The organism is Pseudomonas amygdali (assembly GCF_002699855.1).
Taxonomy (GTDB): Bacteria; Pseudomonadota; Gammaproteobacteria; order Pseudomonadales; family Pseudomonadaceae; genus Aquipseudomonas; species Aquipseudomonas amygdali.
Genome location: NZ_LKBW01000044.1, coordinates 1 through 13,574 on the forward strand (window position 1 = coordinate 1; position 13,574 = coordinate 13,574).

The following is a 13,574-nucleotide window of genomic DNA, read 5'->3' on the forward strand; positions in this document are numbered from 1 at the left end:
CCGGTCGAGGCAGAAGCAATCTATTATCAGCAACTCACCGAGTCTGCCCAGGTGGCATGACTCAAACAAAAGGGTCTCCGAGAAACCCGGGGCGGTTCACCGGGCTGATGGGTTTGGATTTAGCTCTGGCCATCAGCGGCCCCCTGCTTGACGCTGAAGCGCCTGTTCGTTGTTGCTTTGCTGCTGAAGATCAGCCTGAAGTTTTTGCAACTCGATGGACTGCTGCTGGTTGGCCTGAATCTGATTGAGCGAGGCGCTGATGACTTCGAGCTGGTTCGTCTGTCGATCAAGCTGTGACTGAGTCGCGCAGCCGGTCAGTGACAGCATGAACACAACGGACAGGGTCAGTGCGGTACGAACGTTCATAGTTTGGAATCCTTGATGGGATCGTGGACGACAACCGAATCGGGATAACGGAGCAAATTGGGAATAAGAACCCCTACGGGCTTGCCGGAACCCGGCGGAGCAGCCACCAGAAACGAATCCTCCGAGGGGTGCTTGCCCAAGAGGAACGCGGGGTGCTCCTCGATCCGTTCTTGGGGATTGTCCGGGCTGATGGGTTTGGATTTAGCCATCAGCGGCCCCCTGCTTGACGCTGAAGCGTCTGTTCGTTGTTGCTTTGCTGCTGAAGATCAGCCTGGAGTTTTTGCAGCTCGATGGACTGCTGCTGGTTGGCCTGAATCTGCTCGAGCGAGGCGCTGATGACTTCGAGCTGGTTCGTCTGTCGATCCACCTGGGACGGGGTGGCGCAGCCAGTCAGGGACAGCATGAATACTGCGGACAGGGTCAGTGCGGTACGTACATTCATGGTCATATTTCCTTTGAGTAGGCACAGCCAAACGCCAGGCGGCTGGTAGCTGACTGTGTGGCGTTGCATGGGGAGGGTCTGAAAATGCGGGTGTATCAGGGGGCGATGTGGCTATTTATTTGCGCAGTCCCCTCAATAATCCGAGTAGCAATTGATCGGCATCCATGACGTGGTATTCCTTAGCTAACTTACGGCGTGGATCATCTGCCTGGTCCGCAGCCAGCTGCTCCAGATTGGCCTGGTCTTCGCTGCGCATCTCATGCGCGTCGCCGCCGGTTGTCAGCAAATACTCCAGCGCTGCGGCTGGAATATCTTCAGTCTCTGCGAACTGGTATTCCCATTCGCTGCGTATCTCCTGTTCATCGCTTCCGGTGGCGTCACTTTTTGCGAACACTTTTTCGGTGGTCATCGAATGCCTCGTCTGTTGTCTGAATGCATGCAGTGAGCGTAAAGCCTACTTGCGGGCCTTACTGGTGTTCTTGTACTCGCCCTGGTACTCGAACTGGCGCAACTCGCGGTCGTTGGCAAAGCGGGCATCACCGTGCAGCGAGGTCTTGGGCTTCAGGCGCACGAAAACGGCCATCAACGTAACGCCGACCGGCAGGAACGTCAGGGCTGCCGTCACACACCATGACCAGGGCACGTACAGCATTCGCCGGTCATGCCAGGGCAGCTTGCGGGCCTCCCATAGCGTGTCCCAGGACAGGCCCGCGAAGTGACCCTGGGTCAGGTGCAGAAACATCGCACCCCCTGCGTACAGGCCTGCCACGAAGAACACCAGCATCAATGCGATGACCAGTAATGTCAGTCTCCACCACATAAACGTCTCCTATCACCCTGCCTTACGAGCGTGTGCTCGGCCTCCTGAACATGAGCACGTGCCGCCTCGAATGCTGCTAACGTCCTCGGATAAGGCTGGATCGCTTCGATCATCGTGAACACTTGCCCCAATGCATCACGGTTGTGCCGCTCGCGTTCTACAAGGGCTTTCTCCAGGCCGCGTGCAGGGTTGCGCGTAATGCTGTTGTGCAAGGTGACGTAATCCATCTGGATGGCTTCGGCCACTGCGTAGAACTGTGAGTAATTGAGCAGCAGAACGTATGGCTGCGTGGGTGGCTTGGGCCTTTCTGCTACGCGCTTATCGCTACCGCGTGTTGCAAACATCCGAGTAAAAATCCGTTTCAACCGCATGACACACTCCTATTTAGCTCGTTGACGCTGAGCATTGAGCAGGGCCAGCTTGTGTTCAGGTTCGTAATGCACTTCCAGGATGTCCGTCTTTTCCATGTACACCACCACATCGAACGAGGTGCGGACCAGGCGTTCGATGTAAGCGTAGTCCAGGCCCTTGCCGACCTCCGATTGCTTCACCAGACCGCATACACGGGCATAGCCTGCTTCACTGTCGTTGGCGTGCGCGGTAGTCACGGTGCCCTTGGTGCCGGTGTTCAGAATCTCGATGAAGTGCCACACCTCATCCCCGGTCAGCTCGGCCAGGAACAGGTGGTCAGGCTTCATCCGTAGCGCGCTGGCCACCAGGGCTTTGGGCGTCACCACATCGCTATAAAGCAGATGCACATGGTTGGGATGAAAGGGCAGGGAGTCTTCCAGTGATTCCTGGATCGTGACCATGCGCCGGTGAGCCGGAAAGAGGTCGATCAGCGTCTTGCCGTAGGTGGTCTTACCCGACCCGGGCCCGCCGAACACGATGATGTTCTGGAGATGGGCGACGGCAGTTTCCATGAACGGGTCAAAGTCCCCGGCAGCGTGAGCGTCCTTCATGTCGCACTGCCAGGGCTTGAGGGTCAGCACCGGTGAAGCGATGGCCTGGGCCCGGTCATAGCGGCCACTGTTGACGTAATCCTTGTGGGTGAAGCGCAGCAAGGAGGGTTTGCGAAACGTCATCGACAGGGTGCCTTCCTCGCACGCCGGTGCCATGACGATCTGCCCCCGCTCCCCGCCAGGCAATTTCACGGTGTGAATCGGTGAATGAGGAGCCAGCACGCGGTAGTTCAGCGCACAGAGCGCGTTGGCCAGCCGCCAGCACAGGCTGTAGGTGAGCCAGGGCGCGTCCTCGCGCACCCAGCCGTCTGGACCGTCTACCCAGATTTCAAAGGGCCGGTTAATGGCCACGTCCTGGGTACCGGGGCGATTCAGGCGCTCGGTGACGCCTGCCTGGTCGAGAAAGTCCAGGACCAGCGTGTCTTCGGTCAGCCCTTGTTCCTCTGGGTCTTGGGAGTGATCTGGTTCTTGCGTCATGAATACTCCTTAGCGGTTCTCGAAAACCGATGAAAAGTCGATGTCGCGGGCCACGATGACGGTAATCACGGTGCCCGGCAGCAGGTGTCCGGTGTCCGGAATGTTGATGGTGCTGTCCAGCGCCTTGTTGGCCATGCTCTCCACGTTCTGCTCGCTGTTGTTCACCGTGTAGCCTCCAGACCCCGAGCTTTTCTGNGTCCGGTGTCCGGAATGTTGATGGTGCTGTCCAGCGCCTTGTTGGCCATGCTCTCCACGTTCTGCTCGCTGTTGTTCACCGTGTAGCCTCCAGACCCCGAGCTTTTCTGTGTCGTGTTGGACGCGGCCTGGAGCGCGTCCTGGATGAACGACAACATCACCGCACCGCCGAAGCGCTGCATGTAGTGACGATTGATCCAGGCTTCGGTCCCGCTGGCCCCCATAGGGCCTGCNATGAACGACAACATCACCGCACCGCCGAAGCGCTGCATGTAGTGACGATTGATCCAGGCTTCGGTCCCGCTGGCCCCCATAGGGCCTGCACCGAGGCTGTCCAGCTTGGCCCGCACACCCGATTGGGTTTCGATTTCGGTCCAGGTGGTGAACACGCTGGTTTCGCCTGGCCCAACCTCAACCGTCTGTTCACCGGTGAGCTTGTCACCTGCCGCCGCAATCACCGTGGAGCCATCGGCGGAATACAGCGGATCGGTCAGACGACAATCCACCAGCCCTGGGACCTGCCGCCGCAATCACCGTGGAGCCATCGGCGGAATACAGCGGATCGGTCAGACGACAATCCACCAGCCCTGGGTGAGTGCTGATGATTTCGTTGTACAACGCGCAGCGCGTGTAGGTGTTGTGGCTGACCAGGTACTTGCGATTCGGTGCCAGGTACGCTTTGGCCGGGGCAAAGGTGGTGCCGCCCAGGTCACTCAGACTGCTGCGTTTTCGGGTGGACGATTCACCACCCAAACCGTTGCTCGATCCACCCTGAACGTCAGCCAGTAATGAAGGCGGCAGTGAGGGCTGATCGTTGGTCGGCTGCTGCGGCTGAGTGTCCGCAGCGCCGGTGCCCAGCGCATCTTCCGAAGTGACGAACATTGCAGCGCCCAGTTTGCGTTGCCGGGGGGTCAGTTCCACGGGCGGGTTCTGGCCGGGCGGTGGCAGCACACTGGCGGCATGTCCCTGATCGGTCGATCCGCGATTGGCGTCCCTTTTATCCTTTTCCTCCTTCGCCAATCGGTCTCTTTCAGCGCGGGCTCTCCTGTCCTCTTCGGCTTTGTCAGCGGCCAGCTTGGCCTCCCGAGCCTTCTTCATGCTGTCGTCGCTGCCCAGATTCACGTCCAGGGTCGCGTCCTTCTTGACGTGGGTTTCATCGACCTCGGAGCCGGTGGTTTTCATCCGGGAAATGGTGGCGTAGCAAAGCACGACAATACCCAGCAGCCCCACCAACCCCAGCGCGGCCAGGCTCAGGTAAAGGGTCTTCTTGTTCTGGGCATCGCCTGTGCGTTTGGTCCGCACGTCAAAGGCCCCACGGGCCTGGGTGCTGGCAGGCTCGGAGGCCGGTGCCTGTTCCGGCGCTGCTGCTGTGGACGCTGCGGGTTCGGGCGGCCCTATGCTGTCCGGCCCTGGGGTGCTCTCCGGAGTTTGGTCATTGTTCTGCATGCTTGAGCTCCCGAATCTCGCCGGTGGTGGTCCCGTTAAAGTTGTAACCCGTGTTCACCTGGGCAGTAGGCCGGGCCTCTACAAGCAGGCTGTTCAGGCGAAACCGGAACAGCCGGCTGACCCCATGCACCACGACCACGTTCTGTTCGTTGTGCGCGTCGGCCAGGGTTTCGGTGCCATCGGGCAATACCTGGTACAGCACCGGGCGCGGCCCGTTGCCGGTGAAACGGAAGCAGGTCAGCATGCCGTTGTCCCAGCCCTCATACGGCGCTATGGACCGGCTCTCTGAACTGGAGCGCTTCTGATAGGGGCCGTTTTGCACCGGGCCGTCGCACGGGTTGCCGGGGTCACGGCGTACCGCGCCGGACTTTTTCGGCGGTTCCGGGTAGGTGAAGCGCAGCGCGTAGGTCATGTCCGCAGCCCGAGTCACCAGTTTCAGTTCCAGCAGGTAGGTGTGCCGGTTGGTGTTGATCACCAGATTAGTGTTGGGCTCCTGGTCGGTGATGGGTTTGATGGCCACCAGATTACCGGCCTTGTTCGGACCGATGGACCAGGCCTTGGGATCACCTGACACCATCAGGCCTGACGCCTCGTTGATGGTCTCGTTGGCCGGAAGCTGTACCAGCGAGGTACGGCCCACCGAGGCCTGGATGCGGTACACGTTGTCCGGGCTGTAAACAGCGGTCTGCACCCGCCGGTCCAGTGCCGAGCCGGTGCCCAGGCTCTCGGCCAAGACCGGCAGGCCGGACGTCAGGAGTAACAAGGTGGCGAAGCTGGAAACTGCTTTATTTCCCATTGGACACCCCCACTTCCTGGGTCATCGTGTAGGCCTTGACCCCGAAACCACGGGGGTTCAGCCATTGGTCACCGGCTTTTTTGGCAGGGTTCTTGTAGTCGTAGGTCACCGTCGCCACCCAGGTCACCGGGGCCAACTGAGGATCAGGCGTGCCGTTGCGATCCAGCACGGTTTTGGTGATCCGCACCTGGGCGGTGCCTTCCCGGTCTTTGCGTTCCAGGAAGTTGATATTGTTGATATCCGTGCGGATTTGCCGGTTGGTCCCCAGCACTTCCAGATAGCCCTTGGAGGACAACTGGAAGTTGCGGTACTCGGTAAACGTTTCACCGTAGGACATCAGCTCCACCATGCCGAACTCTGCGTCGTGGCTTGAGAAGTTGTAGCTCTCGCGAAACCGTACATAGGCCGAGAGCCAGAACTCGTCATCGATCTGCTCCGGTGGCTTGCCTTTGTCATCGGCCCACACCACGTCCGTGTAGCCGGAGTTGTTGTCTACCCGTACCAGGCCAAGTTGCACGGTCTTGAGCGGGGTCAGGCCCATCACGGCGGCGATGGACATAAAGGTCAGCACACCGAAGAAGCCCGCCAGGCGACGGGCGTTTTTGGTCTTGGCCTTCTCGTCGGCGGCGATGTTCTTCTCGAAATACCGCGCTGCATGGATAAATGCCTGTTCAGCCAGGCTGATGTCTTGTGCGGTGGCCGCGTCGATGCTGGTACGGGCGGCCAGTTGCCGCTCCTGCTCGATCACGTCCTGTTTGGATTTTCGTAGCTTTCTCATAAGTCACCTAAACCTGGACATACACGTGCTTCGCGGATCAGTTCGCGGAGCATTTGGAGTCGTTGGGCGGGGCCTCCGCGGGCTTTGCCGGGGAGGCGCTTGCGGCGGTTGCCGGGCGCTTTTGACTGGTGGTCTTGAGCGGCTGGGCCTGGGGCGCGGGGCTTGCCGCTGGCTGTACCCGGCCAGGCAAGGGGCGCGGAGCCGGTATCACGGCGGCTGGTACAGGTGCAGGCTTGTGGGTGAAGGGCATGTCTTCCCACTGCCCTTCCGGTTCGGAAAGCTTGGGTGCAGAGCCACACCCTGACAGCAAGGCAGCCGAAAGCAGCCCGCTCAAAGCAAGTTTGACATTCATAGTGGAGTACCTGAGAGAAGCGAGGGTGTTGCGAGTAGGGAGAGGATGTAGCCGGTAACGATAAATCGGTGTGCTATTTGATGTTGTTGCGTCCCCTCCGCAGTTTGGAAATGCCGGCGGCGGCACCACGAGTCATGCCTCTTGCAGCACCAAATCCTGTAATTTTACTGATCATTCCGCCTCCGGAGGGGCCACCGCCCATGATGGAGGCTGCTTGCTGAGGCAGTTCGATCACAAGCGCTGTGAACGTGCAGAAGACAATCAGGATGGTGAGATTCCCCTCCAGGGTGGTGTCTATGACGCCATTTTTTATCATCACGGTGTTGATAAAACCAATCTCGATAGCCAGCACGACCGATATCAACACCTGAGCCAACATAAAGCCTGCGATGGCTGCAACCCACCCCCAGAAATACTGCCGGGTCTGATCGAACAGCAGAAAGGCGATAAACAGAGGTCCTACCGCCACGATAGCCGTCGTCGATACTTTCAGGACAAACAGCGTAGCCACGGCAGCCAGTAAGAACGGGATACCTCCCAGCACATAAAACACCACTGCCTGAATACCCAGCCAAACTTTAGAAAAACTGGTTGCGAAGATATTGAAGTTCATGGCCCCTATCAGGGCTTTCAGGTTGGCACTGTAAACAACGATCAGACTGTCGATCTGGTTGGTTTGCGCGCCCTCCTGGCCGGACAAGATTCCCCCCATCCAGTTGGGCAAGCCAGTGATAAAGGGCACAATCGTTTGTACGTACCATTGCACACTGAACGCACACGCGGTGATGGCAGCCATTTTCATAATTTCTTTGGCCACATCCTCGAAGGCAACGTTCATCCCCCGGTACAGCCACTGCATGTTGCGAAGCGTGAAGTGGATCAACCACATCGTCCCGAAGAGCGCTCCAAGCCCCAGCATCACCTTGGCCATCCCGGTGACCAGGGCGCTTTGCAGGGCGGCATCAACGAAATTGAACAACGTCTGGGCTATCTTTGTTACGTCCATGCCGCCTCCGTTATTTTACTCGGGTGTAGGTAGTGTTATCGAAATAGACGACATCGCCTTCCAAACGCATGGTTAAAAGACCACCAACCATGCTTAAAACGGTGTCTGACTCTGCCTTACCTTCAAATAGCTGCGTCTCTTTTTCTCTTTTACCACTCCCCCAAATATCATCCGTGGTTTCAAGGTTTACGTGAAACATCTCTCCGTCTTTTGAGATATCCATGACAAAGGTTGGCTTGCCCATTCTTTTCATGTCTTCGCCAGTCCATCGCCCAACGAACCCTTGCCCTTTGCCATCAAAGCAACCTGACAGCGCCAGTGCAAACAACACCAAGCAAGAAAAAGCGGTCATTCTTTTAAACATGGGTCATCTTCCCTTTTGAATTTATTGGTTAATCACTCATAGCTGGGCCGAACGCTCGTTTTACCGTTCATGTAATCACGGAACGCCTGGGCCCGTTTTTCGTTTTCCATTTTCTCTTGCTGCTGCTGAAGCATCTGCATGTTGGCCAGCCGCATCTGCTGGTTTTGCAGCTCGATCAGCTCCTGCTGGTAGCGCAGCTGTAAATCCTCCTTCTGCTGTGGGGTCGTCACCTCGTTCAACCGGGCCCGTAGCAAATCGGCGTTCTTGACCCGTTCGGTACTGGCGTTGTAATTGCGTTCCAGCGCATCGGCAACCGACATCATCTGGTCGAATTTCTGCTGCACGCTGGCATTATCCGAGGTTAAGCCGTAGCGGTCACGCAAACTGGCGATGTCCCGTGCCGTGCCGTAGACCTCGGCCCAGTCCCCCATGGGCATCACCTTGTTCAAGGCCGGGTCGTTCAGGAACCCACCCAGCATGTCGTTGCCGGTGATGATGCTCTTGTAGTGGTTGTACTGCTGCGCGGTCTCGCGGATGGCGTCCTTGGCCGTGGTCAGTGCATCCATTGCCTGCTTGGCCTGGGCCAATGCATTCGCCCTCAGCGTGAGCAGGGTAGAGGGGTCCAGGACCGGAACGCCTGGTACTGCGGCGTGGGCAGCAGGCAGGGCGGCGGTCACTATGAGCGCGCTCAGCGCATAAGCCATCACGTGTTTGTTCATGATGAAACCTCCATTTCGTTGTGTTCCTGAAGGGCCTTCCAGGCTTTCTGAAAGGCCGGAAGCCAGCGCTGTGCATCTCGCGTGTTCATGGACTGGCGCAGGTTGTCGGCGTAGTCGAACGCGGGCAGCCACACTGCGGGGTCGTCGGTGTTCAACCATTGGCGCACGGCCTCGGCCACCAGGAATGCGTCTACCCATACCTTGGGATCGGTCGTGCCGAGGTGTTGCCGGATACGCTCGGCCACTGCCAGGTTCATTACCGTGGCCGACAGCAACGGCAACCAGTACTTGAGTGGGCCGCCCAGCTCCATCTTCAGCTTCACCGTCTGGTGACCCTGCTGCACCACCATTTCCCGGCTGAGTTTCCCCATGGCACGCACGGTGTCGAACAGCTTGCCCTTGACGCCAAACTTCGCGTAGCTATCGGCCTGGGCGTTTTTGTTGGGCAGCCAGATGGGCGTAATCACCTGCTGAATGACCGCCGGAGCATACTTCGTCGCCAGCGCTTGCTCGGGGTACTGGGTGTCCATGATCAGGATTTCCCCGCGCATGCGTCCGCTTTGCAGAACCTCCTGGATGGCGTCTGCCGTACTCTTGAAGGACAGCGGTGCCCAGTACTCGGCCACCACATTCAGCAGGAGGTTGCCGGGGCGGGCTTCGTGCATTTCGCGTTTCATGTAGAACAGCGTGTTCAGAAACGCCTCCATGACCTCGGGGTGTTTCTCGGCATAATTGTTTTTGAGTAACTGCGTGCAATCGAAAGCGAGACGCCGGTAGGTCTGCGCATCGAACTGGTTGACCGGCGAGTCCAGTACCCAGGCGTATTGCCCTACACGGCCTTCACCGGCCAGGCGACACCATTTCGATAGCCGGGTCCGCAAGCAGTTTTCGCCTTGCTCGGGGATGTTTCGCAGCAGCAATGACATGCTGCGATTGCGCACGTTGGTGTGCGCCATGACCGCCTCGATCGAGTCCTTGATCCTTTTCTGGTCAGCGTCATTGCTCTTGTCAGGACCACCGGCGCAGCACAGCACCAGGTCAAACAGCATTTGCCGCAACCCCGGACTGTCGTGAAACTGGAACGGGTTGACGCCGGTGAAGTGCCCCAGCTGCACGGTGTAATACTCGGCCCCCAATGCACACAGCAGGTGTTTCAGTGACTCGTTGTAGTCGATGCCGAAAATCAGCGGATCGAAGCGGCTGAGAAAGGTCAGCAGGGTGGCCTCAGCGGTGGTTTTACCGACCCCCGTCTGGCCCGTGAAGACCGCATGCCCTGGCAGCATTTCACCGAGGTTGTTCTGACCGGACGGGCTGTCGTGCACGTTGAGGACATACAACGCCTTGTTGGCCGTCAGCACGGGCATCACACCCGTTCCATCACCGATGGGGTTGCCCTTGACCTTGCCCGTGGGGGTGGAGTGCAGGGAAAAGCTGCACGCCAGGTTCTCGGTCGATTTCATCATGGGGTACATGGCCTCGGTCACACCGGGGAACTGCGTGTACCAGGTGTCGATGTTGCTCATGGTCGAACGCACAAAGGTCGCGTCACGCACCGTAAACACCGACGCCATTTTCGTGCCGTTCTCGATGGCCTGGTCCGGGGTCTTGCCGAAGACGATCAGCGAGGCGTGATAGCGACCAAACGCCTTGTCGCCCAGGGTGATGGCCTCGATGGCATTTTCAAGCTCCTCGGTTTGCTTTGAATCGCGCTCGACCGAACCCAGATCCGCCACGTGCTTTTTGAATTTGTCCTTGGCCTTGTTACGGTCTTCGAACAGAAACGTTTGCACCAGGGTGAACTCGAACTGCTGCTCGATGGCCTCGTCCCACATACCGGGGTAGGTCCCGCCACTGGGGTAGTCGCGCAGGTCAAAGGTCGTCGCGAAACGCTGGCCACCTCGGTTAGGACGGTTCTCGACGAAATCGTAGTTTTCGAAGTTGGTGACGCTATCAATGATCGCGTCCCCCAGGCGGGTATCGCTGACCAGTACGTCTTTTTCATGGCCGTTGATCAGCAGGCTGTAATAGCGCCCGATCTGCGAGAACAGCGCGCCGTGTTCGTTTTCCTCCAAGCCCATGATGACCGGGTCATATTCGGCCAGCAACGTAGAGGAAAGTGACAACAGGTCGCTCATACGCTCGATACCTTCATCCACCTCGCGGTACTTGAGGATCAGGGCAATGCTGTACCCGACCTGATAAAAGGTGCCGTTACGAAACGGTGCGGTGTAGGCGTCCACGAAGTCCTGGAGCGCGGGCAACGGCAAGATGTACGGCGTGTCCAGCTCGATGCCCGACCTGATAAAAGGTGCCGTTACGAAACGGTGCGGTGTAGGCGTCCACGAAGTCCTGGAGCGCGGGCAACGGCAAGATGTACGGCGTGTCCAGCTCGATGCCCGTCTTGGTGATGTAGGTTTGCAGCATCAGGTGCTTGCCTTCCTTTTTGCCCAAGGCCAGGAAGTAGCGGTTGAGGTTATGAAACAGGTGGACCAGTTCGTCATCACTGCGGGTTTCGCTGGAAACCCCCTTCAACTGGATCAGGCTCACCAGGCGATTGCCGGGCAGGGTCACCATGTGTTCGTGGACCGGATAGCGCATCAATGGCGCTTTCTTTTCCGGGGGCATAACGCTTTTGTGAAAATCGTGCGCCATAGAATTCATTCCATTGTGGGTTAAAGGGGGTCAGCAACAACGGTTTGCCGTACTTGAGGCTCAGCCAGAGACGCCGCCGCCCAAAGCGGATGCGGCGCAAATATTGAGGATCAATCAGGCCCACGACCCTCAAGGCTATGAGGGCAATCAGGAACGGGGCGGCAGCGAGCAGGCCCCACACCCAGGACAGCAGGAAGGTTGCGGCCACACCGAAGACCAGGCCGCCCATCAGCAAGCCCACCATCGGCATGATGGGGATGTTCCAGAACATCGCGGGCCGACTCATCGCGTTGTAGCTTTCGAAGGTCAGTTTCTTGAGTACTTCGTTACCGGCCATAAGCGCTCCTGGTCAACCCGGCACGCCGGTGCCGAACACCTGCCAGGCCGCTGTGCCGAGGAGCACAGACCCACCAACGACCAGCAGCACGCCAACCTGCTCGAGGTAGTCCATGAAGGTGTGCGAGCGGTCGCCCGTGGAGCGAGCAATCAGCCATTGGGCACCTGACCAGATCAGGCAAACCAGGCCCAGGGTGCCCGCGAGGGTATAAAGGCCCAGGCGGATATTGCTGCCCCACTGGTTCAACGTGCTCAGCCAGTCAGCGGAGGCGATGCCGGGCAGGCAGGCCACTGCCACCAGCAAAATGCAGAGTTCGCCTTTGTTGGGCACAAGGGTACGTTTGATCATCATTGATCCTCTTCAGGGAGATTTGAGGGTTGTTCAGGGGGTGAAGCCGGAACTACTGGTGCAGCGGATGGAGCAGAAACAGGCGGTGGCGCAGGTGGCAGATAACGCGGGTACTGGCGCAGCACGTCCCAGCTTTCGTAGGTCGGATCAACGGAGGACGCCGGGGCCTGGGCGCGCTGGAGCTGACTTGGCTCAGCTGAACCGCCTTCCAGCGCAGGGACCGTCACGGTGGTACCGCCTGCATTGGCCAACACCCGTTGCACGTGGCTGCTGCCGCCAAAAGCGGCCTCGGCCTTGAATCCGCGTTTGGGGTTGCCGCTGTAGTAGCAGGAAATGGCTTTGTGCAAGTTGCACGTGGCTGCTGCCGCCAAAAGCGGCCTCGGCCTTGAATCCGCGTTTGGGGTTGCCGCTGTAGTAGCAGGAAATGGCTTTGTGCAACGCTGCCTGCCGGTTGGGCTCCTTGGCGCTGGCTACTGCGTAGCACTGCTCAAGAACAGTGGCGGCCATGCGCAGGTTGGTGCAGGGTTCAAATACCGGTTCAGGCCGGCTGACATCGAAATGCTGCCGGTTGATTTGGCCCAGGCCGATGCTGAAATTAGCGCCCTCCTCCACCAGCTGCTTCACCACCAATACAGCTTCATCCAGGCTTTGCGGTTGACGCGGCAACACTCTGCCGACCACGCCAATGGCATAGGGATTGAAGGAGGATTCTGTCTTGACGATGGGGGTAAGCGTGGCTGGGTGTATCGAGGGAGCGCATTGCATGGCCAGGGCCAGAAAGGCACTGGTGGTGAGCATGTTAAAAACTCCTGAGTTACGGAACGACTACTTTCTTGCAGCCTCTGCAATGAGCTCCTGAACGGCCTGCTCCAAATAGTTATCGATCAGGTAGCGAGCGAGCTCCGAGGGTGAAATCTGCCTGGAGCTTTGGGTTTCATAGCTCACCCGTATCGCAGCTTTGTTCAGCGCCTCCACCCTGGCCGGGCGGATATAAACGCTTACTGTCTTGGTGGTTGTTTCATCTTCGGATGACGCCATGGGAACTCCTAAGGGCTGTGAGAACGCAAAAAAACACCGCCAGGCAAGACCTGGCGGTGAAATGGGAAATCGTGGGAAGTAGTAATGCCTAGGCGGCACGTACCCTCGAATAGCAAAGGGTTCCGTGGCGCCTGACAAGGCGCTCCAGCGCTGCGTCCTGGGCCAGCAGCGCAAGGAAAGCCGCTCTGCGCGCAGCATCAGATTTCATGTCGATGATCAGACGCAGCGTTTTTTCCAGCTCTGTCGGCAAATTACGAAACTCGATGCAGTCAAGCTGACGGTTAGAACGAACAGGGCAGCCTGCGGCTGCAAATTGTGGGATTTTGAAATCGGTTATCATAGCCGAAATTGAGTCGATCCCTCCTCAGCACAGGCTTACACATGGCGTCAGAGACCAAAAAACGTAAACGGGCGAGCCGGGCAAAAGCCAAGGCAAAGCAGACCCGTCTCCAACGCGCCGGGCATACTACCTTCGT

General features: G+C 58.5%; 17 protein-coding genes and 4 pseudogenes. All 21 read right to left on the bottom strand.

What is annotated here, in order from left to right; genetic code table 11:
• Positions 1–132 precede the first annotated feature (132 nt).
• Positions 133–366: a hypothetical protein gene (locus AO277_RS04990; protein WP_044423988.1), complete on the bottom strand. Its 234-nt coding sequence runs from the start codon at positions 364–366 to the stop codon at positions 133–135.
• A gap of 17 nt (positions 367–383) precedes the next feature.
• Positions 384–575: pseudogene (locus AO277_RS04995) on the bottom strand (type IV secretory system conjugative DNA transfer family protein); the annotation flags it as partial.
• Complete coding sequence (locus tag AO277_RS05000) at positions 575–808, bottom strand: hypothetical protein (RefSeq protein WP_257214188.1); 234 nt, start codon at positions 806–808, stop codon at positions 575–577. The gene AO277_RS05000 and the pseudogene AO277_RS04995, both read right to left, overlap by 1 nt.
• Positions 809–923: 115 nt before the next feature.
• The gene (locus AO277_RS05005) at positions 924–1,217 is read right to left on the bottom strand and encodes a hypothetical protein (RefSeq protein ID WP_099258778.1); all 294 of its coding nucleotides are present in this window, start codon (positions 1,215–1,217) and stop codon (positions 924–926) included.
• A 45-nt stretch (positions 1,218–1,262) separates the two neighbouring features.
• Positions 1,263–1,628: a hypothetical protein gene (locus AO277_RS05010; RefSeq protein ID WP_099258780.1), complete on the bottom strand. Its 366-nt coding sequence runs from the start codon at positions 1,626–1,628 to the stop codon at positions 1,263–1,265.
• Complete coding sequence (locus AO277_RS05015; RefSeq protein WP_099258792.1) at positions 1,613–1,999, bottom strand: hypothetical protein; 387 nt, start codon at positions 1,997–1,999, stop codon at positions 1,613–1,615. Before AO277_RS05015 ends, AO277_RS05010 begins: the two co-directional genes overlap by 16 nt.
• 9 nt (positions 2,000–2,008) lie before the next feature.
• Positions 2,009–3,067 carry a P-type DNA transfer ATPase VirB11 gene (gene virB11 / locus AO277_RS05020; protein WP_099258794.1) on the bottom strand — a complete coding sequence of 353 codons (1,059 nt, stop codon included), beginning with the start codon at positions 3,065–3,067 and terminating at the stop codon, positions 2,009–2,011.
• A gap of 9 nt (positions 3,068–3,076) precedes the next feature.
• A pseudogene (locus AO277_RS05030) lies at positions 3,077–4,708 on the bottom strand (TrbI/VirB10 family protein).
• Positions 4,695–5,504 (bottom strand): TrbG/VirB9 family P-type conjugative transfer protein, encoded by an 810-nt coding sequence (locus AO277_RS05035; protein WP_099258796.1) that lies wholly within the window; start codon positions 5,502–5,504, stop codon positions 4,695–4,697. Before AO277_RS05035 ends, AO277_RS05030 begins: the two are co-directional and overlap by 14 nt.
• Positions 5,494–6,282 carry a VirB8 family type IV secretion system protein gene (locus AO277_RS05040; protein ID WP_044310928.1) on the bottom strand — a complete coding sequence of 263 codons (789 nt, stop codon included), beginning with the start codon at positions 6,280–6,282 and terminating at the stop codon, positions 5,494–5,496. Before AO277_RS05040 ends, AO277_RS05035 begins: the two co-directional genes overlap by 11 nt.
• A gap of 37 nt (positions 6,283–6,319) precedes the next feature.
• Positions 6,320–6,634 carry a hypothetical protein gene (locus AO277_RS05045; protein WP_031598735.1) on the bottom strand — a complete coding sequence of 105 codons (315 nt, stop codon included), beginning with the start codon at positions 6,632–6,634 and terminating at the stop codon, positions 6,320–6,322.
• 73 nt (positions 6,635–6,707) lie between these two features.
• Entirely contained in the window at positions 6,708–7,640 is a 933-nt protein-coding gene (locus tag AO277_RS05050; RefSeq protein ID WP_099258798.1) for a TrbL/VirB6 family protein, read from the bottom strand.
• Positions 7,641–7,650: 10 nt separating this feature from the next.
• Positions 7,651–8,004 (bottom strand): hypothetical protein, encoded by a 354-nt coding sequence (locus tag AO277_RS05055; RefSeq protein WP_053480219.1) that lies wholly within the window; start codon positions 8,002–8,004, stop codon positions 7,651–7,653.
• A 32-nt stretch (positions 8,005–8,036) separates the two neighbouring features.
• Complete coding sequence (gene virB5 / locus AO277_RS05060; RefSeq protein WP_099258800.1) at positions 8,037–8,723, bottom strand: P-type DNA transfer protein VirB5; 687 nt, start codon at positions 8,721–8,723, stop codon at positions 8,037–8,039.
• Complete coding sequence (locus AO277_RS05065; protein ID WP_503434365.1) at positions 8,720–10,963, bottom strand: VirB4 family type IV secretion system protein; 2,244 nt, start codon at positions 10,961–10,963, stop codon at positions 8,720–8,722. Before AO277_RS05065 ends, virB5 begins: the two co-directional genes overlap by 4 nt.
• Positions 10,935–11,270, bottom strand: a complete 336-nt coding sequence (locus AO277_RS05070; protein WP_099258802.1) for a hypothetical protein — start codon at positions 11,268–11,270, stop codon at positions 10,935–10,937. The genes AO277_RS05065 and AO277_RS05070 overlap by 29 nt, the downstream gene beginning before the upstream one ends.
• On the bottom strand, positions 11,224–11,712 hold the full coding sequence (locus tag AO277_RS05075; RefSeq protein WP_032074544.1) for a VirB3 family type IV secretion system protein: 489 nt from the start codon (positions 11,710–11,712) through the stop codon (positions 11,224–11,226). The genes AO277_RS05070 and AO277_RS05075 overlap by 47 nt, the downstream gene beginning before the upstream one ends.
• Before the next feature lie 12 nt (positions 11,713–11,724).
• Entirely contained in the window at positions 11,725–12,060 is a 336-nt protein-coding gene (locus AO277_RS05080; RefSeq protein ID WP_031599242.1) for a hypothetical protein, read from the bottom strand.
• Positions 12,060–12,858: pseudogene (locus AO277_RS29565) on the bottom strand (lytic transglycosylase domain-containing protein). Before AO277_RS29565 ends, AO277_RS05080 begins: the two are co-directional and overlap by 1 nt.
• Positions 12,859–12,885: 27 nt before the next feature.
• Positions 12,886–13,098 (bottom strand): hypothetical protein, encoded by a 213-nt coding sequence (locus AO277_RS05095; protein WP_031599400.1) that lies wholly within the window; start codon positions 13,096–13,098, stop codon positions 12,886–12,888.
• Positions 13,099–13,186: 88 nt separating this feature from the next.
• Positions 13,187–13,402 (bottom strand): annotated as a pseudogene (locus tag AO277_RS28935) (transcription termination/antitermination NusG family protein); the annotation flags it as partial.
• Between the last annotated feature and the right edge of the window lie 172 nt (positions 13,403–13,574).